This window comes from Vibrio furnissii CIP 102972 (genome assembly GCF_000176175.1).
GTDB lineage: Bacteria > Pseudomonadota > Gammaproteobacteria > Enterobacterales > Vibrionaceae > Vibrio > Vibrio furnissii.
This window is the reverse complement of record NZ_ACZP01000020.1, coordinates 153,926-180,042: the sequence shown is the minus strand read 5'-3', so window position 1 is coordinate 180,042 and position 26,117 is coordinate 153,926. Positions and strand designations below refer to the sequence as shown.

Here is a 26,117-nt window from a genome sequence, read left to right as displayed (position 1 = left end):
GTATTATGACTGAACAATATAATGCTGGGGCCATTGAAGTACTCAATGGTTTGGAACCAGTACGTCGCAGACCTGGGATGTATACGGATACCACGCGCCCTAACCACCTTGGGCAGGAAGTCATCGACAACAGTGTCGATGAAGCGCTGGCCGGATACGCCACTAAGGTTCAAGTGATCCTACATGCCGATCAATCACTGGAAGTGATTGATGACGGTCGTGGTATGCCTGTAGACATTCACCCGGAAGAGAAAGTCTCCGGGGTCGAACTGATCTTATGCAAACTGCACGCGGGCGGTAAGTTCTCCAACAAGAACTACCAGTTCTCCGGTGGTTTGCACGGGGTAGGGATCTCAGTCGTGAACGCGCTCTCCAAGCGCGTCGAAGTTACAGTGCGTCGAGATGGCCAGGTATATGACATCGCCTTTGAACATGGCGACAAAGTGTCTGATCTTACCGTGACCGGCACCTGTGGCCGTCGCAACCGCGGCACCAGTGTCCACTTCTGGCCAGAGACCAAGTATTTTGATTCCCCGAATTTTTCCGTGACCCGCCTGATCAACAACCTACGTGCGAAAGCCGTGTTGTGTCCGGGCTTGGAAATTACTTTCTCTGACAAAGTGAACAACAACGAATACCGTTGGTTCTACGAAGATGGCTTGAAAGACTATCTGGCCGAAGGCGTCAAAGGCTACACCTTGTTGCCGGAAGAGCCGTTCACTGGTGAATTTTCTGCAGAAACCGAAGCGGCAACGTGGGCGGTGATTTGGCTGCCGGAAGGCGGTGAGATGATCACCGAAAGTTACGTCAACTTGATCCCGACCGCACAAGGCGGTACGCACGTGAACGGTTTGCGTCAGGGTCTGTTGGATGCGATGCGTGAGTTTTGTGAATTCCGCAATCTGCTGCCACGGGGCGTGAAGTTGACCGGTGAAGATGTGTTTGACCGCTGTGCTTACGTGCTGTCGGTGAAAATGCAGGATCCGCAGTTTGCGGGTCAAACCAAAGAGCGCCTCTCGTCACGTCAAACCGCTGCGTTTGTGTCTGGTGTGGTCAAAGATGCCTTCAGCTTGTGGTTGAACGAAAAACCGCAACTGGCTGAGCAACTGGCGGAAGTGTGTATCGCGAATGCGCACCGTCGCATGCGTGCGGCGAAGAAAGTCGTGCGTAAGAAAGTGGCCTCTGGCCCCGCGCTGCCAGGTAAATTGACCGACTGTTCACAGCAAGACCTCAGCCGCACCGAACTGTTTTTGGTGGAAGGTGACTCGGCGGGCGGCAGTGCCAAGCAGGCGCGCGATCGTGAGTTCCAAGCCATCATGCCGCTGCGCGGTAAGATTCTGAACACGTGGGAAGTTTCGGGCGATCAAGTGCTCGGCTCGCAAGAAGTGCACGACATTTCAGTCGCGCTGGGGATTGACCCAGACAGCGACAACCTTGAAACACTGCGCTACGGCAAAGTGTGTATCCTCGCCGATGCGGACTCCGATGGGTTGCACATTGCGACCTTGTTGTGTGCGCTGTTTACGCGCCACTTCTCGGCGTTGGTACGCGAAGGGCACATCTACGTGGCGATGCCGCCACTGTATCGTATCGACTGCGGTAAAGAAGTGTTCTACGCACTGGATGACAATGAAAAAGACGCCATTCTCGAACGTTTAGCGAAGAAGAAAGCCAAAGTGAACGTACAGCGATTCAAAGGTCTGGGTGAAATGAACCCGATCCAGCTGCGCGAAACCACCATGGATCCGAATACGCGTCGTTTGGTTCAATTGACCATTGATGACGCGAAAGCGACCGAAGAGATGATGGATATGCTGCTGGGTAAAAAGCGTGCGGATGACCGCCGCAACTGGCTGCAAAGCAATGGCGATCTGGCTGAGGTGTAACGAATGTCGACTGAAATCACCTACGATGGCGTTGAACAGCTGCCGCTGCGCAAGTTTACTGAAGACGCTTATCTGAATTATTCCATGTACGTCATCATGGACCGGGCGTTGCCATACATTGGCGACGGCTTGAAACCGGTACAACGACGTATCATTTATGCAATGTCTGAGTTGGGACTTTCTGCCTCAGCCAAATACAAAAAATCGGCGCGTACCGTCGGTGACGTACTGGGTAAATACCACCCGCACGGCGACTCGGCGTGTTATGAAGCGATGGTGCTGATGGCGCAGCCATTCTCTTACCGTTACCCATTGGTGGACGGTCAGGGGAACTGGGGTGCGCCGGATGATCCGAAATCATTCGCGGCGATGCGTTATACCGAAGCGAAACTGTCGAAGTTTGCTGAAGTACTGCTAAGCGAATTGGGTCAGGGTACGGTTGATTGGCAACCGAACTTCGACGGCACGATGAAAGAGCCGAAGATGCTGCCAGCGCGCCTGCCACACATTCTGCTCAATGGTGTGACCGGTATTGCCGTGGGTATGGCGACCGACATTCCACCGCACAACGTGCGTGAAGTGGCGGATGCGACCATTCATTTGATCGACAACCCGCAAGCTGGGCTGTCGGATCTGATGCAATACGTGAAAGGCCCGGATTACCCAACCGAAGCGGAGATTATTTCGCCGCAGGTTGAGCTGGAAAAAGTGTATCGTACCGGCCGCGGCAGTGTGAAAATGCGCGCGGTGTGGCACAAAGAAGGCGCCGACGTGGTGATCACCGCGCTGCCGCATCAGGTGTCTGGCGCTAAACTGCTGGAGCAGATTGCCAACCAGATGCGTGCGAAGAAACTGCCGATGGTGGAAGATTTGCGCGACGAATCGGATCATGAAAACCCGACTCGCATCGTGATTGTGCCGCGTTCAAACCGTGTCGATTGCGATCTGCTGATGAATCACCTGTTTGCCTCGACCGATTTGGAACGCAGCTACCGCGTGAACCTCAACATGATTGGCCTCGACAATCGCCCGCAGGTGAAAGGTCTGGTCAGCATTTTGAGTGAATGGATTCAGTTCCGTCGTGAGACCGTGCGTTCTCGTCTGCAATACCGTCTGGATAAAGTGCTGGCGCGTCTGCACATCTTAGAAGGTTTGCTGATTGCGTACCTCAATATCGATGAAGTGATTGAAATCATTCGCACAGAAGACGATCCAAAAGCGGTGCTGATGGCCCGTTTTGGCATCAGCGATATTCAAGCGGACGCGATTCTGGATACCAAACTGCGTCACTTGGCCAAATTGGAAGAGATGAAGATCCGCGGCGAGCAAGACGAGCTGGAAAAAGAGCGCAAGAAACTGGAAGAGTTGCTGGGCTCTGAGCGTCGTCTGAATACGTTGCTGAAAAAAGAACTGAAAGCTGACGCGGAAAAATACGGTGACGATCGCCGTTCACCGTTGGTAGAACGTGAAGAAGCCAAGGCGCTGACAGAGCGCGATTTGATGCCAAGTGAAGCGATCACCGTCGTTCTGTCGGAAAAAGGTTGGATTCGTCACGCGAAAGGTCATGAAGTCGATTGTGAAGGCTTGAACTACAAAGCCGGCGACAACTACTTAGCGCACGCGTGTGGTAAGAGTAACCAACAAGCGGTCTTCCTAGGCAGTGATGGACGCAGTTACTCACTCGAATCACACACACTGCCGTCTGCACGCGGTCAGGGTGAGCCGATCACGGGGCGTCTCAACGTGGCTGAAGGCACGTCAATTCGTCAGGTGGTGATGGGCGAAGAAGATCAACTGTGGCTGGTGGGCTCGGATGCCGGTTACGGTTTCGTGTGTAAAGGCACCGACTTGTTGTCGAAAAACCGCAGCGGGAAAGCGCTGGTGAATTTGCCTGAAAATGCAGAGATCATGGCGCCTCAAGCGGTGAACGATCTGGAAAGTGATGAGATCTTAGCCATCACCAATCAAGGCCGTATGCTGCTGTTCCCGATCAAAGATCTGCCACAATTGGGCAAAGGGAAAGGCAACAAGATCATCAACATTCCGGCAGCGAAAGCCAAAGCCCGTGAAGAAGTGGTATCGCATCTGATGGCGCTGCCGAAAGGCGTCACCATCACGCTGTATGCGGGTAAACGCAAGCTGGGGCTCAAACCGGCCGATCTGGACAATTACCGTGGTGAGCGTGGTCGTCGTGGGGGCTTGCTACCTCGTGGCTTACAACGTGTGACTCGGATTGATCTGGACGTGGATGGTCAAGTGAGTTCGGAAGAAGAATAACGCGAACTGAACGAAGCAAAAGCCCCGCACTGCGGGGCTTTTTTGTGTCGCTTATTTGTGTCACTTATTTGTGTCACTTAGCTTGGGCGTAGCAAGCAATGCGGGTTAGTAGTTGTCTTCCGACCAACCGTCGCTGTCGGACATGTCCGGCGCGCCGGGAATCGATTTCTCTTCATCGGCCCATTCACCGAAATCAATCATCTGACATTTTTTACTGCAAAACGGACGATGAGGGCTTTGTTCACCCCATTCAACACCTTGGCCGCATGTGGGGCATTTCACCACCGTAATTTTTTTTGACATGGTTTTATCCTGTACGTCGAGAATGGCTCGCCGTGAATGAACTGAAGTATGGCGACGTTAGCTGCACACGGCAAGATCGAAAGCAATGTCTTGCGTGCTGGCTTGGCCAGAGCTGAAATCGATGAACTTGATGGCAAATCGATTTTTGTGTCCAGAAATCATCGGGTACACACCGTAATCTAACGGAATCGACAGGCGCAGAATGTTGGCTTCTTCCGCATCGCTTTGGTAGAACCCAGACTTCGCTTCACGGGCACGGAAGTTGCCGGTTTCTCGTGTCAGCTTGAGCCATAACTTCAGGGCATCAGCGAGCGGTTGCAGGGTTTGCATCCATTGATGAGCATCGCGAGTTTTTTGCGCTAAGGCTAAGTGCAGCCAATAATGCAGCGCCGGAAGGTCAAAGCAACATGACCCACCCGGCAGATTAAAGCGTTGGCGAATGGCACTGAGAAAACGGTCTTCTTTGAGGGATTGGCCGAAGCGCTCGCCGCCCATGAGGTGGCGGTGGACGTCGTCGATTTCACGCAACAAGCCGAGCAGCATCGCTTGGTCAACGCCTTCCACGTTCAGCCAGTTGCGATAAGCCAGGCGCTGCTTTTCGATGTCTTTAGCCAGTTCACTTTTGAGTTGGATCTGCTCAAAAATTTCTAGCAGATCGAACAGTGAGCGGAAGAATAGCTGATGCTGAATTTCGTCGCTAAACTGCGACGCTTGCTCCATCTGATTGAGCAGCGCTTCGACACGAAGGTAAATACGCGTTTTTTCGTTGAGCGGATGTTCAAACTTATGTGTGGTCATCAAACTAGCCTTGGGTTATTTGGGACTTATTCTCACAGATTTGTACGGCTTATGGCTAGATACTTTTGGTGCAATTCTGTGATTTGAGGCAAAAGTTTCTGGTTTTCTGCGTTATTTTTAATCACATCGTCGGCGATGGCTAAACGTTGTTCACGGCTCGCTTGCGAAGACAGAATCGCCTTCACCTGCTGCTCGGACACATGATCGCGCGACATGGTGCGCGCGATCTGGGTTGCTTCATCGACATCGACCACCAAAATGCGGTCTGCCATAGACTGCAGTTGGTTCTCCACGAGCAATGGAACCACTAGTAACGCATAAGGAGAGCGGACTTGTCGTAAATCCTGTGTCATTTTTTCGCGAATCAATGGATGCAACAAATGATTGAGCCAGTTTTTCTCATCGTTATCGGTAAAAATACGCTCGCGCAGGGCGGTGCGATTTAGGGTGCCATCAGCGTGGAGGATGGCGTCACCAAAATGCGCGGTGATGGCATGCAGTCCCGGTGTTCCTTGCGCGACCACTTCGCGGGCCACCACATCGGCATCGACAATATCGATGGCGAAATGCTGATGGAACAGATTTGCCACGGTGGTCTTTCCGCTGGCGATACCGCCGGTTAAACCAATGATGAGTGCCATCGTCAAAATCCTAATACGGAATGAAAATACCAACCAACGATCGCCTGACCGTATAGCGCTGACAGCCAGCCCGCAATCGCCAGATAAGGGCCAAACGGGAAGGCTTTATCTATGCCGCGTTTTTGCAGGCGCAGTTGAATCAGACCAAACACGAGGCCGACCACCGAAGACATCAAAATGATGATCGGCAGCTGCTGCCATCCGAGCCAAGCGCCCAGCGCGGCCAACAACTTAAAGTCGCCATAGCCCATGCCTTCCTTGCCCGTGAGCAGTTTAAACAGCCAGTAGACGGACCACAGCGCTAGATACCCCGCCATCGCACCGATCACGGCATCGTGCAACGTGATTGGGCTGATGCCCGCTAGCGCGAGTGCGATACCGCCCCACATCAACGGTAGCGTCAGTTGGTCAGGCAGCAGCATGGTGTCGAAGTCGATGAAGGTTGCCGCAATCAGCACATAACTGAAAAACAGCAAAGCCACCGCAAACCAGCTAAAACCAAACTGCAAAGCAATCGCCAAGCTGCATAACGCCGTAAACGATTCAATCAGTGGGTAGCGAGCGCTAATAGGTGCGTGGCACTGCGAGCACTTGCCGCGCAGTAGCAGCCAGCTTAGCACCGGAATATTGTCGATGATACGAATCGGTGTATCGCAATGTGGGCAGGTGGAACGGGGCGTGCTGAGTGTTAACACACCTTGGGGCGGTTCAATGTGGTATTCCGGAAAGGACTCGGCACAGTCTTGACGCCACTCGCGCTCCATGATTTTCGGCAAGCGATAGATCACCACATTGAGAAAACTGCCGATGATCAGACCCAGCAAGGTGGCCAGCGTGGGAAACAGCCAGGGATAGAAAGTAAAAATGTCCATGCAATATGCTCGCGGCGCGTTGCCTTAGTGCGTCAATCAGAGGTGTCCATACTAACCCAATACACTCATTAAGTTAAAGATGGGGAGGTACATCGCAACCACCAGCCCGCCAACGACCACTCCCAGAAAGACGATGATCAGCGGCTCGAGAATTTTCCCCAGATTGTCCACGGTATTGTCGACTTCAAACTCATAAATGGTCGCGACTTTGTTCAGCATGTCGTCAAGCTTGCCCGACTCTTCGCCAATCATTACCATTTGCAGCACCATCTCCGGAAATGCGTCGGTATTGCGCATGGCGATATACATCGGCATGCCTGCCGCGGTATGGCGATGCACCTCCTGAATCGCGGTTTCAAAATGGACGTTGCCGGCGGTTTTGGCGGTGGTTTTTAAACTGGCCAGAATCGGTATACCGGCGCTAAAACTGGTGGCCAATGTGCGGCTGAATTTGGCAATGGCTGCCTTGGCTAAGACCGCGCCGACAACAGGAAAACGCAAGCCAAGGCGGCTGGTTTTCAATCGAAAGACCAATGATTTGTTGCGCGCGGTTTTGAGAGCCAAAAGGCCAGCGCTGGTCGCTAGTACGCCCCATAGGCTGTAGGCTTGCACGCCGTGGGAGAGTTTAAGAATTTGCTGGGTAAACCAAGGAAGCTCTGCGCCAAAGCCTTTGAACATGCTTTCAAACTCGGGAATGACCATGGTCAGCATCAGATAAGAGACGCCCAACGCGACCAACATCACCATCGCCGGATAGATCAGCGCCTTGATCACTTTGGCGCGTAGTTGTTCGCTTTTTTCTCGATAGGTGGCAAGGCGCTCAAACACTTCGGCCAAATTCCCGGATTGCTCGCCGGTGGCTATGAGGTCAACGTACAGCGCATCAAAATGTGGGCTGGCGGTGCGCATCGCTTTGGACATTGGGGTGCCAGCTTCTACCCCTTTGGTGACTTGAGCCAGAATTGATTTCATTTCTGCTTTGCGGTGATTGTCGCCAACCAGTTTCAACGCTTGAACGATGGGTACACCTGTAGTCAGCATGGTGGAAAGCTGGCGTGTAAGCAGGGTGATGTCGCGAGTCTTGACACGGTGGGTGAGGCGAGTCAGCAGTGAAATGCTGCCTTTTTTGATCTTCTTCACCTGAATGTGCTGCTCTTTGAGCTTGTCGCGCACTTCGATTTCACTGATGGCCAAGGTGTGTCCGGCAACTTTTCGCCCGGAGCTGTTGATGCCTTTCCAGCGGAAGTTTTTCAATTCGGCAGCTTTATTTGGTTTCATGGTCGTGGCTCATTCAACTTGAAGTGGCAAGGGAACAATTCGGTGACTAAACAATTCAGTGACTCAACAATCGGGTCACTAAAAGTAGAGTACTCGCTGTAATTCACTAAAACTGGTGATGCCCGCGCGCAGTTTTTCAATCCCCGATTGCAGCAGGGGTTGCATGCCGTGCTGTTGGGCAATGGTTTCGATTTGATGAATGCTGGCGCGCTGCATCACCGCGTCCGCCAAGGCGGGATGAAACGCCATCACTTCATAAATGCCCACGCGGCCGCTATACCCATTGGTGCATTCCGTGCAACCCGATGGATGTGCTTCGTACACGGCATCTTCGGCGAGCAAGCCAAATTGCTGCTGCAGCGCAGCTGGGGGCGTGATGGCGACCTTGCAATGCGGGCACAAACGGCGGGCCAGCCGCTGCGCAATGATCAGGCTCAATGATGAGGCAAGGTTAAAGGGTTCAATGCCCATGTTGGCTAAACGAATCACGGTTTCCGCGGCCGAGTTGGTGTGCAAGGTTGAGAGCACCAAGTGCCCGGTTTGCGCGGCCTTAATGGCGATTTCTGCCGTTTCTAGATCGCGGATTTCGCCCACCATCACCACATCGGGATCTTGACGCAGAAACGAGCGCAGCGCTTGTGCAAAGCCAAAGCCGATTTTGGGTTGAACTTGCACCTGATTGATGCCGGGCAGGTTGATTTCCACCGGATCTTCGGCGGTGGAGATGTTCACTTGTTCGGTATTGAGAATGCGTAATCCGGTGTAGAGCGACACAGTTTTGCCGCTGCCGGTTGGGCCGGTCATTAAGATCATGCCTTGCGGTTTGGTGAGGGCCGCGAGGTAGAGCTGCTTTTGCTGCTCGTTGTAGCCGAGTTTGTCGATGTTGAGGTTGGCCGCACTGCTGTCGAGTAGGCGCAGAACAATCTTTTCACCCCACAATGTTGGCAAGGTCGATACACGCATATCAATCGCGGTGTCGGCATCCAAGCGCAGTTTGATGCGTCCATCTTGCGGGAGGCGGCGCTCGGCAATATCTAATTTCGACAAAATTTTGATTCGGGCTGCCAAGCGTCGGCTGAGGTGACTGGCTGGTTGTTGGGTTTCGACCAGAATGCCGTCACAGCGTAGACGAATACGGTAGTGGGACTCATACGGCTCAAAGTGAATGTCGGACGCACCTTTGCGCACGGCATCGAGTAGGATCTGGTTGATAAAACGACTGACCGGTGAATCATCTTGGCTGAGATCTTCGATGGTGGTTTTTTCGTCGTCAGAGATCTGTACCAGATCCGCCAATTCATCCTGACTGATCTCTTTGCCTTGCGTCCCCGGCGTCGCAAGGCTGCGCCCATACAAGCGGCGAATGGCGGCATGCAGCGCCTTGTGATCGGCGAGCACCAGTTCCACCTGTAATCCGGTGGCAAAGCGAAACTCGTCTTCGACTTGCAGGTGAGTTGGGTCAGCAACCGCCAACGTCAGGATTTGGCCATTGCTGTGCAGCGGCAGGGCTTGGTAGCGGGTGATGAGTTCTCGAAGTCCCAACTGCTGGCACAATGGCGCGTAATCAAACCGAGTGAGATCGGTTTCGGGTAGGCCAAAGATCTGACTCAGTTGCTCGGTTAAATCGTGATGATGAAATATCGCCAAATCGATCAACGCCTCCGGCACCGTGGCACCGGAAGCGTGAATATGATCGATCACGGCCTGTTCCTGCGTTGGGCTGATCAACTTAGCCTGACGCAGAATGGCGATAAGGTTGGTCAGCATTGGGATTATTGACAGCCTTTAGGGGCATCAGTAGTCGCTAAGCCAGTTGTTTTAGGATCGAACGTACATTTCCAACCATTATCTTCACGTGTATAAGTGAACGTCGCTGGTGCTGCTCCTCCGTTTTTAAATTCAAACGCCATCTGACCTTTATGCGTGGTGTTTCCTTCTACAGCCGTCAATTCGCCAATAGGATTTGCACCTGATGTAATGCCTATTGCATCTAAGATCGTTGCTCCACTGACAGCTTTCAATGTGCCTTCTGATTGGACAATTAATTCTGCTGGTGTGATGGTTGATTTGATCGTGGCAAAACCAGAAGCAATCTCGCTCTTGGTGACATAATTTTTATAGGCGGGGACGGCAATGGCCGACAGGACGCCGATGATGGCAACCACGATCATCAGTTCGATCAGGGTAAAGCCTTGTTGCTTTTTGCGTTGATTCGCGTTCATGAAACTCTCCGTTATGCGTGTGTTTGTGACGATGGGCAAGAGCATAAGAAGTTGCTGATTTAAGGGACATTGTTGGAATCAGAGGGCGCGAGTCATTCGGGATTTTTATTGTTCGGGTTGCATGAATTGGGCAAATTCTTTCGACTCAGTTAAAAGCCTTAGTTAAAAGCATGGCCGCGATTTGAGGGTTGGCGGACACAAAAAAAGGAGGCAAAGCCTCCTTTTAACTATTTGAAAAATCGATTTTTATTTGAAGCGCATCGACAAATCCATGGCACGCACATGTTTGGTCAGTGCACCCACCGAGATGTAATCAACGCCCGTTTCGGCGTATTCACGCAGCGTTTCCATCGTGACGTTGCCGGAGTTTTCCAGTGCCGCGCGACCAGCGTTGATCGCCACTGCGTCACGCATCATCTCCAGCGTAAAGTTGTCGAGCATGATGATGTCAGCGCCAGCTTCAATCGCCAGACGCAGCTCATCGAGGTTCTCAGTTTCGACTTCCACGGGTTTGCCCGGGTTGAGTTTCTTCGCGGTGCTGATCGCTTGTGTTATGCCACCACAAGCGATGATGTGGTTTTCTTTAATTAAGTACGCGTCAAACACACCAATACGGTGGTTAAAACCGCCGCCACAGGCCACGGCGTATTTCAGCGCGCTGCGCAGGCCCGGAATGGTTTTGCGCGTGTCGAGCAGGCGACATCCTGTCCCTTCCAGCGCTTTGACATACGTCGCGGTGGTGGTGGCGCAACCGGATAAGGTTTGAATAAAGTTCATTGCGTTGCGCTCGCCGGTCAGCAGAATGCGCGCCGGGCCACTCAGGGTACACAGCGTTTGGTTGGGCACTACGGGATCACCATCTTGAACTTGCCACTCGATCGTGACTTCGCCACCGAGTTGTTTGAACACTTCATCCGCCCACGCTTGGCCGCAGAACACGCCATGTTCGCGAGTGACGATGGTTGCGTTGCCCTGCACATCGGCGGGGATCAGACTTGCGGTGATGTCGGCTGCGGGATCGAGCGTGCCGCCTAAATCTTCTTTCAGCGTGTCGGTGACCGAGCGGGTGATTTCCAGTGGCAGTTGTTGCTTGAGGTATTCGAGGCGTTCTTGACTGTTGTGGGACTCTTTCATCGCAAATCGTTAATATCAGTTGAATTGGGGAGGGGATAATACGCGGAGTGGGCGTTAAATTCAGCTCTTGATCTCGCATTTCGTGGTCAGAACGTTAAAATCGCTCCATTCCCGAGGTGGTTTCACCGCAAGTCAATGGAGCGTGTTTATGATCGACAATCAGGGCTGGTATCAGGCTGCCCGCCGCGTGCCTTCGCCGTTTTACGACCAACGCACGGACGCGCAAGATATTTCGTTGCTGGTGGTGCACAACATCAGTTTGCCGCCAGGGCAGTTTGGTGGGCCGTACATCGAGCAGTTTTTTACCGGCCAGCTTGACCCGAATCAGCATCCGTTTTTTCGCGTGATTCACACCATGGGCGTGTCGGCGCATTGTCTGATTCGCCGAGATGGGGAAGTGGTGCAGTTTGTGCCATTTTCAGCCCGCGCTTGGCATGCTGGGCAATCATCATTTGCCGGGCGCCCGCGCTGCAACGATTATTCGATTGGCATTGAGTTGGAAGGAACCGATTTTGTCGCCTATACCGAAGCGCAATATCACGCCTTAGCCACACTCAGCGACGCATTGATGACGCGCTATCCGGCAATCACCTTGCCACGCATTACCGGGCATCAATACATTGCCCCGATGCGGAAAACCGACCCGGGGCTGGTGTTTGATTGGCGAAAATATCGCGCGCTTCTGACCCATCACGCTGGATGACCCATCGTGCTTGATGGGCCAACAACGATGACATTTTAGAGCGCGTCGTGGTACTCGACCAGCACCTGTTCAATCCAGGTGGCGATGCGTTCATCGCTGAGTTCGTATTGCGAATCTTCATCCAGTGCGAGGCCAACGAACTGGGTGCCCTCTGCGGTGAGCGCTTTTGAGGCTTCAAACTGGTAGCTATCATCGTTCGGCCAGTAGCCGATCAGTGTCGCTCCCGTCTTCTTGATCTCGTCGTGGAGCATCCCCATCGCATCGAGGAACCATTCGCCATAGCCTTCTTGATCGCCTAAGCCGTATAACGCGACGAACTTGCCTTTTAGCGACACGCCACCGATGTGATCCCATATTGCGCTCCAGTCTTCTTGGATTTCGCCGAAATCCCATGTGGAGATTCCCAGTATTAACAGATCATAGTCGCTCATCAAACTGAGCGGCGTTTCTTTCACATTGTGAATGTCGAGCAGATCATCACCGAGGATGGCGCGCATTTTCTCCGCTGCCATTTCGGTGTAACAGGTTGTTGAGCCGTAAAAAAGACCGATCTTCATAGTTTCATGTTCGTTTTTTTATCTGGAATGGTGAATTCTAACCATAAAATAACCCGGAGTGCAGTGAATATCCTGCTGTCAGAATACTTTTATGGTATTAAGCTTAGGGAATCACGAACGACAAAGAGATGAGAAGTACAGGTGTCAGAGCATTTTTCTCCTGATCAAGGGCTGGTGGAACAGTTTCTTGATGCGATGTGGATGGAACGAGGGTTATCGGAAAACACCCTGATGTCGTACCGCAATGATCTGATGAAGCTGCTAGATTGGATGCAGCGCCACAACTACCGATTGGATTTCATCAGCCTGTCAGGCCTGCAAGAATATCAAACTTGGCTGGTGGATCAGGATTACAAACAGACCTCGCGCGCGCGCATGTTGTCGGCGATTCGTCGCCTGTTTCAGTACCTGCACCGCGAGAAAATGCGTGCCGACGATCCGAGTGCCTTATTGATTAGCCCCAAATTACCGAAGCGCTTGCCCAAAGATCTCAGCGAAGCCCAAGTGGATGCGCTGCTCAGTGCCCCCAATCCGGATGACCCGATTGAGCTGCGAGACAAAGCAATGCTAGAGCTGTTGTATGCCACGGGCCTGCGTGTGACCGAATTGGTGTCGCTGACGATGGAAAACATCAGCCTACGTCAAGGCGTGGTACGCGTGATTGGTAAAGGTGGCAAAGAACGCTTGGTGCCGATGGGCGAGAATGCCATTGAGTGGATTGAAACTTTTCTGGCGCAAGGTCGGTCTCACCTGTTAGGTGAGCAAACATCGGATGTGGTGTTTCCAAGCAAGCGAGCGCAACAAATGACGCGCCAAACATTTTGGCATCGCATCAAACATTACGCGGTGATTGCCGGCATTGATGTCGACAAACTATCGCCGCACGTTTTACGCCACGCGTTTGCCACCCACCTGTTAAACTACGGCGCGGATTTACGCGTGGTACAAATGCTGCTCGGTCATAGTGACTTATCGACGACGCAAATTTATACTCATGTCGCGACTGAGAGATTGAAACAACTACACAGCGAGCACCACCCAAGGGCTTGATGGAAAGGACTTTTTTATGAAGATTTTACGCCGATTATCACTTCTGCTGCTGCCGTTCGTTGCGGTGGCATGTAACGCAGAAACGGTGTCTGCCGAGAAAACCGCTACCCAAGTGCAGCTCGACAAAAGCGTATTTCAGCAACGCTTTGCCAAGCTGGGGTTGGATGTGATGGATGTGGTGCCGTCGGCGATTGACGGCTTGGTGGAAGTGCAAACGGCCGGTGGCGTGTTGTTTGCGTCCCCCGATGGCAAGCACTTCATCGCCGGTACACTGTACGAAATGGATGCCAATGGCGGCTACACCGACGTTTTGGCCAAGCGCCAAGCGCCGATCAACGCCAAGAAAATCGCGCAGTTCCAAGACAGCATGATCGAATACAAAGCGGCGAATGAAAAATACATCGTCACCGTGTTTACCGACATTACCTGTGGCTACTGCGTGCGCCTGCACAGCCAGTTGAAAGAGTACAACGATGCGGGCATTACCGTGCGTTATCTGGCGTACCCACGCCAAGGGCCGACCGGTCAAGTGGCAGAACAGATGGCTGCCATCTGGTGCGCTGATGATCCGAAAGCGGCCATCCACAACGCCAAAATGAATCGTCAAACGTTGGAAACCCAAGGGGAGTTGGCGCAGTGCAAACAAACCATCGCACAGCATTACCAATTGGGGCGTGAGCTGGGCATCAGCGGCACTCCGGCAATCTTCCTGCCGAACGGCGAAATGGTCGGTGGTTACTTGCCAGCACCACAACTGTTGCAACGCCTACAAAACATGTAATCAAAGCAGAAAGGATACGGGCCTGAGCACGCCTCAGGCCTGAGAACAGATGATTGAAATTCAACGACGACCGGAGCCAGATCTGGCTCAACTCCCAGACACCATTCCTCCGCTGTTAAGACGCATCTACCTCAACCGTGGGGTGAGCAGTGTCGAACAACTGGAAAAAGCGGCCAAGGCGCTGCACTCCTATCAGCAATTGCATGGCATCGATGCCGCTGTTGAACTGCTGTTTGAGGCCATCAAGCAGCAGAAACGCATCATCGTTGTCGGCGATTTTGATGCCGACGGTGCCACCAGTTCCGCCTTGTCGGTACTGGCGCTGCGCATGCTGGGCAGCCACAACGTGGATTATCTGGTGCCCAACCGTTTTGAAGACGGTTATGGCCTGAGCCCCGAAGTGGTAGAACAAGCACTGGCGATGAACGCCGAGATGATCATGACCGTTGATAACGGTGTGTCCTCGATTGAAGGCGTGCGGTTTGCCAAACAACACGGACTGAGCGTGTTGGTGACCGACCACCACTTACCGGGCGCTGAGCTGCCGGCGGCGGATGCCATGGTCAACCCCAACTTGCAGCAATGTGCGTTTCCTTCCAAAGCACTGGCTGGGGTGGGGGTGGCGTTTTACCTCATGATGGCGCTGTGCGTTCACATGCGTCGTTGCGGCTGGTTTGCTGAGCAAGGCATGGCCGAACCTAAACTGATGGAACTGATTGATTTGGTGGCATTAGGGACGGTCGCTGACGTGGTGCCGTTGGATGAAAATAACCGTATTTTGGTGCACCAAGGCTTACAGCGCATTCGTGCCGGGAAAGCGCGTCCGGGGATTCAAGCGCTGATTGAAGTGGCTAAGCGCGATGCGCGTAAACTGGTGGCGTCGGATTTCGGGTTTGCATTGGGGCCGCGGATTAACGCCGCAGGGCGTCTCGATGACATGTCCTTTGGGGTGGAGTTGCTGCTGAGCAACAACATTCACGCGGCGCGGCGCATGGCCAGTGAACTGGATGGCCTCAATCAGACGCGCAAAGAGATTGAAGAGGGCATGAAACAAGAAGCGATGGCGTTTTGTGAACGGCTGCAATTTGGCAAAGACACCGAGTTGCCACACGGCTTGGTGATGTTCCAGCGCGATTGGCATCAGGGCGTGATTGGCATTTTGGCCTCGCGTATCAAAGAGCAGTTTCATCGTCCGGTGATTGCGTTTGCTGACGGCGGTGACGGCTTGATTAAAGGCTCTTGTCGCTCCATTCCAGGCCTGCACATGCGTGACGCACTCGACAAAATCGACACACAGAATCCGGGCATCATTCTGAAGTTTGGTGGCCACGCCATGGCGGCGGGATTAACGATTGAAGAGCACAATTTTGAGCGTTTTAGTCGCCTGTTTGACGAGGTGGTGCGTCAGGATCTCGATGACGCGCTGCTCAAAGGCGTGATTCTGACTGATGGCGAATTGGCGCCGGAAGAGTTTTCGATGCACGTGGCTGAAATGCTGCGCGCAGGCGGCCCGTGGGGACAAGCGTTTCCAGAGCCGGTGTTTGATGGTGAGTTTAAAGTCCTGCATCAAAAGCTGGTGGGGGAGAAGCATCTCAAGTTGATGTTGGAGCCGCTGCATAAAGGTCACCCGACCAACATCATGATCGACGGTATCGCGTTTAACGTGGATTTGCGCCGTTGGCCTGATGCTTCAGTGAAAACCGTCCGCCTCGCATACAAACTCGATATCAACGAGTTTCGCGGCAACCAATCCTTGCAGTTGATGGTCGATCATCTCGAGGCACGATAAGTGAAAGAGGTTATCAGTCTGTAATTCAATTGTACGCTTGGGTTAAAAAATCTTATCTCAGAGCACCGACTTGTCAGGTGCTCTTTTTTTGTCCTATTTTTGTGATTGGCTTCTAAATTTTGCCCATAACATCGACACTATGAATATTTTTCATCGTCCGTTAATTTCTCGTCTGTATGTTTTTTGTAATTGGTCTGACCAATCTTATTGCCGTTTTAGTGCGCTATTGTTAGTAAAGTGTTTTCATCAGGCCGGTTCTATGATGTGGGTCAATTTTTGACTGGACATTGGCGTTTTAATTATGTTAATTTCTGCACCAACTTGAAATTGGTATTACCAATTGCCTGCAAGAATATAAAGAGAAGAACAATAAATTATGGCTTATCAAAGGATTCGTCAGCCGAAACTCTCCGATGTGATCGAACAGGAGTTAGAACGGTTGATTGTGGAAGGAACATTAGCCCCTGGGCATCAACTGCCACCGGAGCGAGAGCTGGCCAAACAGTTCGATGTATCCCGTCCATCTGTCCGTGAAGCCATTCAACGCCTCGAAGCCAAACGTCTGCTGACTCGTCGTCAAGGCGGTGGCACTTTCGTAAGCGAGCACATGTGGAAGAGTTTCTCCGATCCTCTGCTAAATTTATTGTCTAGCCACTCGGAAACCCAGTTGGATCTCCTTGAAGCGCGTCATGCGTTGGAAGGAATTTCGGCGTATTTTGCAGCACTGCGTGGTACCGAAGAAGATTTTGCCCGTATTCAAGCCTGCGTGGCGCGAATTGGTGAGCTTCAGGATGCGAAGGACGTCGAAAAAGAATCCGCAACCGTCATGGAGTTTCTGATAGCTATTACGGAAGCTGCTCATAACGTGGTTCTGCTCCACATCGTTCGAAGTCTTGCTCCCCTGCTTGAGCAAAATATTCTGCAGAATTTTAAATTATTACGCCGCCGCCCCGAAGCGGTGGAGAAAGTAAGTAAGCACCGAGCTAATATCGTGGATGCGATCGTATCTGGTCAGCCTGAAAAGGCGCGCGAGATGTCTCATTCACACTTAGCTTATATCGAAGAAACATTGTTGGATCTGACCCGGGAAGAGTCTCGTCGTGAGCGTTCTCTGCGCCGTATCCAACAGGGTAATGAGCCGCAATAAGCGGTCCATTGCGATTCAAATAAGTCCAACCAACAGAAGGATAGATCGCCATGTCTGACATGAAGCATGACGTAGATGCACTGGAAACTCAGGAGTGGTTAGCCGCACTTGAGTCAGTTGTACGTGAAGAAGGCGTAGAGCGTGCCCAGTATCTACTAGAAGAAGTACTGGAAAAAGCACGTCTAGACGGCGTTGATATGCCAACTGGTATTACAACTAACTACATCAACACGATTCCTGCGGCGCAAGAACCGGCATACCCAGGCGACACGACTATTGAACGTCGTATTCGTTCGATCATTCGTTGGAACGCGATCATGATCGTTCTGCGTGCATCGAAGAAAGACCTGGATCTGGGCGGCCACATGGCATCATTCCAGTCTTCAGCTGCGTTCTATGAAACATGTTTCAACCACTTCTTCCGTGCACCAAACGAGAAGGACGGTGGTGACCTGGTTTATTACCAAGGTCATATTTCTCCAGGGATTTACGCGCGTGCATTCGTTGAAGGCCGCCTGACAGAAGAACAACTGGATAACTTCCGTCAAGAAGTGGATGGCAAAGGCATTCCTTCCTACCCACACCCGAAACTGATGCCTGAATTCTGGCAATTCCCAACCGTATCAATGGGTCTGGGTCCTATCGCATCGATCTACCAAGCTCGCTTCCTGAAATACCTGGAAGGCCGTGGCATGAAAGACACTGCTGAGCAGCGCGTTTACGCGTTCTTGGGCGACGGTGAGATGGATGAGCCAGAATCACGTGGTGCCATTTCTTTCGCGGCGCGTGAGAAACTGGACAACCTGTGCTTCCTGATCAACTGTAACCTGCAACGTCTGGATGGCCCAGTAATGGGTAACGGTAAGATCATCCAAGAGCTAGAAGGCCTGTTCAAAGGCGCTGGCTGGAACGTAGTGAAAGTGATCTGGGGTAACAACTGGGATTCTCTGCTGGCAAAAGACACCTCAGGTAAATTGCTGCAACTGATGAACGAAACCATCGACGGCGACTACCAAACGTTCAAAGCGAAAGATGGCGCGTACGTTCGTGAGCATTTCTTCGGTAAATACCCAGAGACAGCAGCGCTGGTTGCTGACATGACTGACGACGAAGTGTTCGCCCTGAAACGTGGTGGTCACGAGTCTTCTAAACTGTACGCAGCGTTCAAGAACGCACAAGACACCAAAGGCCGTCCAACCGTTATCCTCGCGAAGACTGTAAAAGGTTACGGCATGGGTGATGCGGCTCAAGGTAAGAACATTGCACACCAAGTGAAGAAGATGGACATGACGCACGTGATCGCGATGCGTAACCGTCTGGGTCTGCAAGACATCATTTCTGATGAAGAAGTGAACAATCTGCCTTACCTGAAACTGGAAGAAGGTTCAAAAGAATTCGAATACCTGCACGCTCGTCGTAAAGCGCTGCACGGTTACACGCCACAGCGTCTGCCTAAGTTCACACAAGAGCTTGTGATTCCTGAACTGGAAGAGTTCAAACCGCTTCTGGAAGAACAGAAACGTGAAATCTCTTCAACCATGGCTTACGTGCGTGCACTGAACATTCTGTTGAAAGACAAAAACATTGGTAAGAACATCGTTCCTATCATTGCTGACGAAGCACGTACTTTCGGTATGGAAGGTCTGTTCCGTCAAATCGGTATCTACAACCCACACGGCCAGACGTACACGCCTGAAGACCGTGGCGTGGTGTCTTACTACAAAGAAGACACTGCAGGTCAGGTACTGCAAGAAGGGATCAACGAACTGGGTGCAATGTCATCTTGGGTTGCGGCTGCGACATCTTACAGCACCAACAACCTGCCAATGATTCCGTTCTACATCTACTACTCAATGTTCGGTTTCCAACGCGTTGGCGACATGGCATGGATGGCAGGTGACCAACAAGCGCGTGGTTTCCTACTGGGCGCAACGGCTGGCCGTACAACCCTGAACGGTGAAGGCCTGCAGCACGAAGATGGTCACTCACACATTCAAGCCGCGACAATTCCGAACTGTATCTCTTACGACCCAACATTCGCTTACGAAGTTGCGGTGATCATGCAAGACGGTATCCGTCGTATGTATGGCGATCAAGAGAACGTGTTCTACTACATGACGCTGATGAACGAGAACTACGCTCACCCAGCGATGCCAGAAGGCGCAGAAGAAGGTATCCGTAAAGGTATCTACAAACTGGAAACGCTGTCTGGTTCTAAAGGTAAGGTTCAACTGATGAGCTCAGGTACTATCATGAATGAAGTACGCAAAGCGGCAGTGATCCTGAGCGAAGAATACGGCATCGCGTCTGATGTTTACTCTGTAACCTCATTCAACGAACTGGCTCGTGATGGTCAGAACGTCGAGCGTTACAACATGCTTCACCCAGAAGCCGAAGCGCAAGTACCTTACATCGCTTCAGTGATGGGAACTGAACCAGCAATCGCTGCAACCGACTACATGAAGAACTACGCTGACCAAGTTCGCGCGTTCATTCCTGCAGAGTCTTACAAAGTGCTGGGTACTGACGGCTTCGGTCGTTCAGACAGCCGTGAGAACCTACGTCGTCACTTCGAAGTGAACGCAGGCTACGTCGTTGTTGCTGCGCTAAACGAACTAGCGAAACGTGGTGAAGTTGAGAAATCTGTGGTGGCGGAAGCTATCAAGAAATTCGACATCGACACTGAAAAAACTAACCCGCTATACGCTTAATTGAAGGTAGGAAAAGCATGGCTATCGAAATTTACGTACCAGATATCGGTGCAGATGAGGTTGAAGTGACTGAGATTCTTGTCAGCGTAGGCGACAAGGTTGAAGAAGAACAATCTCTGATTACTGTTGAAGGCGACAAAGCTTCTATGGAAGTTCCTGCGTCTCAGGCCGGTATTGTCAAAGAAATCAAAGTTGTGACTGGTGATAAAGTCACAACTGGCTCACTGATCATGGTGTTTGAAGCGGAAGGTGCAGCAGCGGCTGCACCAGCACCTGCGGCGGAAGCAGCACCAGTTGCGGCAGCGCCAGCAGCGGTTGAACTGAAAGAAGTTAACGTACCGGACATCGGCGGTGACGAAGTTGAAGTGACTGAAATCATGGTTGCGGTGGGTGACACCGTGTCTGAAGAGCAGTCGCTGATCACCGTTGAAGGCGACAAAGCGTCAATGGAAGTGCCTGCGCCATTCGCGGGTACCGTGAAAGAGATCAAGATCGCGTCGGGTGACAAAGTGACCACAGGCTCACTGATCATGGTCTTCGAAGTGGCCGGTTCTGGTGCGCCAGCAGCGGCAGCGCCAGCTCAGGCAGCGGCTCCAGCAGCAGCGCCAGCGGTAGCAGCAGACAAAGAAGTCAACGTGCCAGATATCGGCGGCGATGAAGTTGAAGTGACTGAAATCATGGTTGCAGTTGGCGACATGGTGAGCGAAGAGCAATCTCTGATCACTGTGGAAGGCGACAAAGCGTCGATGGAAGTTCCTGCACCATTCGCGGGTAAAGTGAAAGCGATCAAAGTCGCGGCTGGCGACAAAGTGTCGACTGGCTCACTGATCATGGTGTTTGAAGTGGCAGGCGCAGCGCCGGCAGCTGTTTCAGCACCAGCTCAAGCCGCAGCACCTGCAGCAGCGGCACCGAAAGCTGAAGCGCCAGCGGCAGCAGCACCTGCAGCGGCAACCGGCGACTTCCAAGAGAACAATGAGTACGCACACGCGTCACCAGTGGTTCGTCGCTTAGCGCGTGAATTCGGTGTGAACCTGTCTAAAGTGAAAGGTTCAGGTCGTAAGAGCCGCATTCTGAAAGAAGACGTTCAGAACTACGTGAAAGAAGCGCTGAAACGCCTAGAATCAGGCGCAGCATCAGCCGCATCTGGCAAAGGCGACGGCGCAGCACTTGGCCTGCTACCTTGGCCAAAAGTGGACTTCAGCAAGTTCGGTGACACTGAAATTCAGCCACTGTCTCGCATTAAGAAGATCTCTGGCGCGAACCTGCACCGTAACTGGGTGATGATCCCGCACGTGACTCAGTGGGATAACGCAGACATCACAGAACTAGAAGCTTTCCGTAAAGAACAGAACGCGATCGAAGCGAAGAAAGACACTGGCATGAAGATCACGCCACTGGTGTTCATCATGAAAGCGGCTGCGAAAGCGCTGGAAGCATTCCCTGCGTTCAACTCGTCTCTGTCTGAAGATGGTGAAAGCCTGATTCTGAAGAAATACGTGAACATCGGTATCGCTGTTGATACACCAAACGGTCTGGTTGTTCCTGTGTTCAAAGACGTGAACAAGAAAGGCATTTACGAGCTGTCTGAAGAGTTGGCAGTCGTATCGAAGAAAGCACGTGCAGGTAAACTGACGGCGTCTGACATGCAAGGCGGCTGTTTCACCATCTCAAGTCTGGGTGGTATCGGCGGTACAGCATTCACACCAATCGTGAATGCACCAGAAGTAGGTATTCTGGGTGTGTCTAAGTCTGAAATGAAGCCAGTGTGGAACGGCAAAGAATTTGCGCCACGTCTGCAACTGCCACTGTCTCTGTCATACGACCACCGTGTGATCGATGGCGCGGAAGGTGCACGCTTCATCACTTACTTGAACGGTTGCCTGAGCGACATTCGTCGTCTGGTTCTGTAATCGGTTCAAAACACAATAAGGCGGCTCTTTAGCCGCCTTGATTCAAGCATTGTCTTGCAATTTGATGATGGAAAAATTTTTCCCCATTGAATTGTCGTCTAGCTCACAGGCTACATGGATTTACTTTTCACACCATTAACATCTCTGTAAACTGTTACGGTCTGAAAAATAAGCGTTTAAGTCTTTCGTTTTAAGCATTACGTTTTAAACACAAAACAAATAGATAGAACACCCACTCAGCCTGTTAGGGATATTGACTACAAGAGGTCGAAATGAGCAAAGAAATTAAAGCCCAAGTTGTAGTGCTTGGTGCCGGTCCTGCTGGTTACTCCGCTGCATTCCGTTGTGCAGACTTAGGTCTGGACACAGTACTTATCGAACGTTACAACACCCTTGGTGGTGTGTGTCTGAACGTGGGTTGTATCCCATCGAAAGCACTGCTGCACGTTGCGAAAGTGATCGAAGAAGCCAAAGCGTTGGCTGAACACGGTATCGTGTTTGGTGAACCACAAACAGACATCGACAAGATCCGTTTGTGGAAAGAAAAAGTAATTACTCAGTTGACTGGCGGTCTTGGCGGTATGGCGAAGATGCGTAAAGTGAACGTTGTGAACGGTTTTGGTAAGTTCACTGGCCCGAACACCATTGAAGTGGACGGCGAAGACGGCAAAACTGTGGTGAACTTCGACAACGCGATCGTTGCTGCAGGTTCTCGCCCAATCAAACTGCCATTCATTCCTCATGAAGATCCACGCATTTGGGATTCAACAGACGCACTGGAACTGAAAGAAGTCCCAGGGAAACTGCTGATCATGGGCGGTGGTATCATCGGTCTGGAAATGGGTACGGTTTACCACGCACTGGGTTCTCAAATCGACGTGGTTGAAATGTTCGACCAAGTGATCCCAGCAGCCGATAAAGACATCGTGAAAGTCTTCACCAAGCGTATTGCGAAGAAGTTCAACCTGATGCTAGAAACCAAAGTGACTGCGGTTGAAGCAAAAGAAGATGGCATCTACGTTTCGATGGAAGGCAAAAAAGCGCCAGCAGAAGCAGAGCGTTACGATGCAGTTCTTGTGGCAATTGGCCGTGTACCAAACGGTAAACTGCTGGACGCAGAGAAAGCGGGTCTGGAAGTGGATGAGCGTGGCTTCATCAACGTAGACAAGCAAATGCGTACCAACGTGCCTCACATCTTCGCAATCGGCGACATCGTTGGTCAACCGATGTTGGCGCACAAAGGTGTGCATGAAGGTCACGTCGCTGCGGAAGTGATTTCTGGTAAGAAACACTACTTCGATCCGAAAGTCATTCCTTCAATTGCTTACACTGAGCCAGAAGTGGCTTGGGTGGGTAAAACTGAAAAAGAAGCGAAAGCAGAAGGCATCAACTACGAAGTGGCAACTTTCCCATGGGCAGCATCAGGTCGTGCGATTGCGTCTGACTGTGCCGATGGTATGACGAAGCTGATCTTCGATAAAGAGACTCACCGTGTGATCGGTGGTGCGATTGTGGGCACGAACGGCGGCGAACTGCTGGGCGAAATCGGTCTGGCAATCGAGATGGGTTGTGATGCAGAAGACATCGCGCTGACCATCCACGCACACCCAACGCTGCACGAGTCTGTTGGCCTTGCTGCCGAAGTGTTTGAAGGTACGATCACTGACCTGCCAAACGCAAAAGCGAAAAAGAAAAAATAATTTTCTAAGCGCTAAATGATAAAAACCGCTGATCACTCAGCGGTTTTTTTATGTCTGTCGCTCGGCCTTTGTGGCAAAAAAATAGCGCCTTGCGGCGCTATGATTCATCAATCTTTGCTTAGTGATCGCGTTTATAGATGCACAGCATGTCGAGGTAGCTCTTCACCAGCTTCTGCATGTAGCCTTCATCGCGTACACGGTTTGCTTGCACAAACAGGGAATAGCACACGCCATGGAACAGCGTCGCCAGATCATCTGCATCGTGTTGCTCGCATACTTCACCCCGTTCAATCGCTTTTGAGAACATGTTTTTCAGCAGCAGTTGGTTGGTGCGGTTGCTCGACACAAACAGGGGCCACACTTCATCACGGGTGGATGCGCTCCACTCAAACCACACTTTCAGCCAGTGGCAATCGTCATTGGCCAGACGAACCATTTCGCGGGTGATGTTCGCAATGTTGTCTTTTGCGTGCATGTCCAGATCGATGTTGTCGGTCAGGAAGTTGGAGAACTGACGAACCACGTAAGTGAGCACGTCGTCGACCAAATCTTCGCGCGTTGGGAAATAGTTGAATACGGTCGCGACAGAAACTTGAGCAATTTCTGCGTGACCGCCACGACCAATCCCACGATTTGCAAACACTTCCAGCGCGATTTCCATCAACTGAAGTTTACGTTTTTGGGGAGATAGCCGCGTTCTAGGGCGTTTCTCTATCGATGCGTCCATAGTTTTAATCCTTGCCATTTGAGTTGTAGTCTGCGTTTTTTAGTAAACGCTAATGATTATTTTGTTAATTGCTTTGAAAGCCTTATGAGTGTAATTGCGTACATGATTTAGGTCAATGTTTCGCGACTAAAAAATGTGCACATTTACGAAATGCATTTATTTTCAATGCGTTTTATTGAATCAATTTCTCATTAAAACGTAACGTCAGTGAAAGGTTAACACCCACCGTCAGCAATGGTACTATACGCGCCGAAAGCTTTAGCGGCGCTGTCGGTGTGATTTGCAGTGCCAAGTGTCGCTCCAACAAAAACGAGATTGGTATGAAACATACAATTGAAGTAATGATTTCTGAGCAAGAGGTTCAGGAACGTGTCCGCGCACTAGGCCAGCAAATTTCAGATCACTACGCAGGTAGTGAAGATTTGGTTCTGGTCGGTCTGCTGCGTGGTTCTTTTGTGTTTATGGCGGATTTGGCGCGAGCCATCAGCCTGACACATCAGGTCGACTTCATGACCGCGTCGAGCTACGGCAACAGCATGGAAAGCTCTCGCGACGTGCGCATCCTGAAAGATCTGGATGACGACATCAAAGGTAAAGATGTGCTGCTGGTGGAAGACATCATTGATACTGGCAACACGCTCAGCAAAGTGAAAGAGATTCTGTCACTGCGTGAACCCAAATCAATTCAGATCTGTACGCTGCTCGACAAACCGTCTCGTCGCGAAGTGCCTGTCGACGTGAAGTGGATTGGGTTTGAAATCCCAGACGAATTCGTGGTGGGCGTGGGCATCGACTACGCACAAAAATACCGTCATCTGCCATACATCGGTAAAGTAATTCCACTTTAAGCCGATTCCGGATGAAAAAAATGCCCACATGATGTGGGCATTTTTTGTTATCGACACAGCAACTTGTGCTGCGGATTTAAAATCTTTTCCATGGCTTTCTTGTAGCTGTCATCCACCATGCCGCGTGAGTTGCAACGCACACCCAGGTATTCCAGACGACCATCACCGATGCCGTACACCACGCCGTGAATCTCAACGTCCTGACCACGCTCCCAAGCGTTTTGCAGGATGGTGGAGTTACCCAGATTGTAAACTTGTTCAGCGACGTTGATTTCGGCCAATTTATCCGAGCGGTCGGCTTCTGGCATATGGTCCAGATACTCGCGGTGTTTGAAGTACAAATCGCGAATATGCAGAATCCAGTTGTTGATCAACCCCAGTTGCGGGTTGTCGATGGATGCGGTCACACCGCCACAACCATAGTGGCCACAGATGATGATGTGCTTCACTTTCAGTACGTCAACCGCGTACTGCACCACAGACAGGCAGTTCAGGTCGGTGTGAATGACCTGGTTGGCCACGTTGCGGTGTACAAACAACTCACCGGAATAGAGGCCGGTTAAGCGCTCTGCGGGTACGCGACTGTCTGAACAACCAATCCATAGAAAGTCCGGATTTTGTCCTTCGGCTAACTTGCTAAAGTATTCAGGACGCTCGGCTTTGATCGACTCTGACCACTTCGAGTTGTTTTCGAATAGTTGTTTAATCTCTGGCATTTTACTTCCCTTAGTTTATAGCCAAGTACCCTCAAGGTGCCTGCTTCAATCCCGAGATGGAACGCGG

General features: G+C 51.6%; 22 protein-coding genes. 11 read left to right on the top strand and 11 right to left on the bottom strand.

What is annotated here, in order from left to right; all coding sequences use genetic code 11:
• The first annotated feature begins 5 nt into the window (after nucleotides 1–5).
• Nucleotides 6–1,886: a DNA topoisomerase IV subunit B gene (parE, locus tag VFA_RS21260; RefSeq protein ID WP_014204455.1), complete on the top strand. Its 1,881-nt coding sequence runs from the start codon at nucleotides 6–8 to the stop codon at nucleotides 1,884–1,886.
• Between the two features lie 3 nt (nucleotides 1,887–1,889).
• Nucleotides 1,890–4,163: a DNA topoisomerase IV subunit A gene (parC, locus tag VFA_RS21255; RefSeq protein ID WP_004729093.1), complete on the top strand. Its 2,274-nt coding sequence runs from the start codon at nucleotides 1,890–1,892 to the stop codon at nucleotides 4,161–4,163.
• A 105-nt stretch (nucleotides 4,164–4,268) separates the two neighbouring features.
• On the opposite strand, the gene yacG is transcribed toward parC, so the two are convergent.
• The 8 genes from yacG to nadC all read right to left on the bottom strand — a co-directional run bounded on the left by yacG (nucleotide 4,269) and on the right by nadC (nucleotide 11,411).
• Complete coding sequence (gene yacG / locus VFA_RS21250) at nucleotides 4,269–4,466, bottom strand: DNA gyrase inhibitor YacG (protein ID WP_004729092.1); 198 nt, start codon at nucleotides 4,464–4,466, stop codon at nucleotides 4,269–4,271.
• 57 nt (nucleotides 4,467–4,523) lie between these two features.
• A complete protein-coding gene (gene zapD / locus VFA_RS21245) occupies nucleotides 4,524–5,264 on the bottom strand; it encodes a cell division protein ZapD (protein WP_004729090.1) in 741 nt (246 codons plus the stop codon).
• A gap of 32 nt (nucleotides 5,265–5,296) precedes the next feature.
• On the bottom strand, nucleotides 5,297–5,905 hold the full coding sequence (gene coaE / locus VFA_RS21240; RefSeq protein WP_004729089.1) for a dephospho-CoA kinase: 609 nt from the start codon (nucleotides 5,903–5,905) through the stop codon (nucleotides 5,297–5,299).
• A 2-nt stretch (nucleotides 5,906–5,907) separates the two neighbouring features.
• Nucleotides 5,908–6,777, bottom strand: a complete 870-nt coding sequence (locus VFA_RS21235) for a prepilin peptidase (protein WP_004729087.1) — start codon at nucleotides 6,775–6,777, stop codon at nucleotides 5,908–5,910.
• A gap of 51 nt (nucleotides 6,778–6,828) precedes the next feature.
• Nucleotides 6,829–8,055: a type II secretion system F family protein gene (locus tag VFA_RS21230; RefSeq protein ID WP_004729085.1), complete on the bottom strand. Its 1,227-nt coding sequence runs from the start codon at nucleotides 8,053–8,055 to the stop codon at nucleotides 6,829–6,831.
• Between the two features lie 78 nt (nucleotides 8,056–8,133).
• Nucleotides 8,134–9,822 carry a type IV-A pilus assembly ATPase PilB gene (gene pilB, locus VFA_RS21225; protein WP_004729083.1) on the bottom strand — a complete coding sequence of 563 codons (1,689 nt, stop codon included), beginning with the start codon at nucleotides 9,820–9,822 and terminating at the stop codon, nucleotides 8,134–8,136.
• 5 nt (nucleotides 9,823–9,827) lie between these two features.
• Nucleotides 9,828–10,277, bottom strand: a complete 450-nt coding sequence (locus VFA_RS21220; protein ID WP_004729081.1) for a pilin — start codon at nucleotides 10,275–10,277, stop codon at nucleotides 9,828–9,830.
• Between the two features lie 246 nt (nucleotides 10,278–10,523).
• Nucleotides 10,524–11,411, bottom strand: coding sequence for a carboxylating nicotinate-nucleotide diphosphorylase (gene nadC / locus VFA_RS21215; protein ID WP_004729079.1), 888 nt, complete (start codon nucleotides 11,409–11,411; stop codon nucleotides 10,524–10,526).
• 148 nt (nucleotides 11,412–11,559) lie between these two features.
• Between nadC and ampD the strand changes: the two genes are divergently transcribed.
• Entirely contained in the window at nucleotides 11,560–12,114 is a 555-nt protein-coding gene (gene ampD / locus VFA_RS21210) for a 1,6-anhydro-N-acetylmuramyl-L-alanine amidase AmpD (RefSeq protein WP_004729077.1), read from the top strand.
• A 35-nt stretch (nucleotides 12,115–12,149) separates the two neighbouring features.
• On the opposite strand, the gene fldB is transcribed toward ampD, so the two are convergent.
• Nucleotides 12,150–12,671: a flavodoxin FldB gene (fldB, locus tag VFA_RS21205; protein ID WP_004729075.1), complete on the bottom strand. Its 522-nt coding sequence runs from the start codon at nucleotides 12,669–12,671 to the stop codon at nucleotides 12,150–12,152.
• A gap of 141 nt (nucleotides 12,672–12,812) precedes the next feature.
• Between fldB and xerD the strand changes: the two genes are divergently transcribed.
• The 7 genes from xerD to lpdA all read left to right on the top strand — a co-directional run bounded on the left by xerD (nucleotide 12,813) and on the right by lpdA (nucleotide 23,759).
• Nucleotides 12,813–13,721 (top strand): site-specific tyrosine recombinase XerD, encoded by a 909-nt coding sequence (gene xerD, locus VFA_RS21200; protein WP_004729073.1) that lies wholly within the window; start codon nucleotides 12,813–12,815, stop codon nucleotides 13,719–13,721.
• A gap of 16 nt (nucleotides 13,722–13,737) precedes the next feature.
• Complete coding sequence (gene dsbC, locus VFA_RS21195) at nucleotides 13,738–14,502, top strand: bifunctional protein-disulfide isomerase/oxidoreductase DsbC (protein ID WP_004729072.1); 765 nt, start codon at nucleotides 13,738–13,740, stop codon at nucleotides 14,500–14,502.
• Between the two features lie 49 nt (nucleotides 14,503–14,551).
• Complete coding sequence (gene recJ / locus VFA_RS21190) at nucleotides 14,552–16,291, top strand: single-stranded-DNA-specific exonuclease RecJ (RefSeq protein WP_004729070.1); 1,740 nt, start codon at nucleotides 14,552–14,554, stop codon at nucleotides 16,289–16,291.
• Between the two features lie 376 nt (nucleotides 16,292–16,667).
• Nucleotides 16,668–17,438, top strand: coding sequence for a pyruvate dehydrogenase complex transcriptional repressor PdhR (gene pdhR, locus VFA_RS21185; protein ID WP_004729068.1), 771 nt, complete (start codon nucleotides 16,668–16,670; stop codon nucleotides 17,436–17,438).
• Nucleotides 17,439–17,488: 50 nt separating this feature from the next.
• Complete coding sequence (gene aceE / locus VFA_RS21180; protein ID WP_004729066.1) at nucleotides 17,489–20,149, top strand: pyruvate dehydrogenase (acetyl-transferring), homodimeric type; 2,661 nt, start codon at nucleotides 17,489–17,491, stop codon at nucleotides 20,147–20,149.
• A 17-nt stretch (nucleotides 20,150–20,166) separates the two neighbouring features.
• Complete coding sequence (gene aceF, locus VFA_RS21175; protein ID WP_004729064.1) at nucleotides 20,167–22,059, top strand: pyruvate dehydrogenase complex dihydrolipoyllysine-residue acetyltransferase; 1,893 nt, start codon at nucleotides 20,167–20,169, stop codon at nucleotides 22,057–22,059.
• A 272-nt stretch (nucleotides 22,060–22,331) separates the two neighbouring features.
• Nucleotides 22,332–23,759, top strand: coding sequence for a dihydrolipoyl dehydrogenase (gene lpdA, locus VFA_RS21170; protein ID WP_004729062.1), 1,428 nt, complete (start codon nucleotides 22,332–22,334; stop codon nucleotides 23,757–23,759).
• 118 nt (nucleotides 23,760–23,877) lie between these two features.
• Here lpdA and VFA_RS21165 read toward each other — a convergent pair whose 3' ends face one another.
• Nucleotides 23,878–24,486 carry a LuxR/HapR/OpaR family quorum-sensing transcriptional regulator gene (locus VFA_RS21165; protein ID WP_004729060.1) on the bottom strand — a complete coding sequence of 203 codons (609 nt, stop codon included), beginning with the start codon at nucleotides 24,484–24,486 and terminating at the stop codon, nucleotides 23,878–23,880.
• Between the two features lie 320 nt (nucleotides 24,487–24,806).
• Between VFA_RS21165 and hpt the strand changes: the two genes are divergently transcribed.
• A complete protein-coding gene (gene hpt, locus VFA_RS21160) occupies nucleotides 24,807–25,334 on the top strand; it encodes a hypoxanthine phosphoribosyltransferase (protein ID WP_004729056.1) in 528 nt (175 codons plus the stop codon).
• A gap of 47 nt (nucleotides 25,335–25,381) precedes the next feature.
• Here the strand turns inward: hpt and can are convergent, their stop codons facing one another.
• The gene (gene can / locus VFA_RS21155) at nucleotides 25,382–26,050 is read right to left on the bottom strand and encodes a carbonate dehydratase (protein ID WP_004729053.1); all 669 of its coding nucleotides are present in this window, start codon (nucleotides 26,048–26,050) and stop codon (nucleotides 25,382–25,384) included.
• Nucleotides 26,051–26,117: the final 67 nt, after the last annotated feature.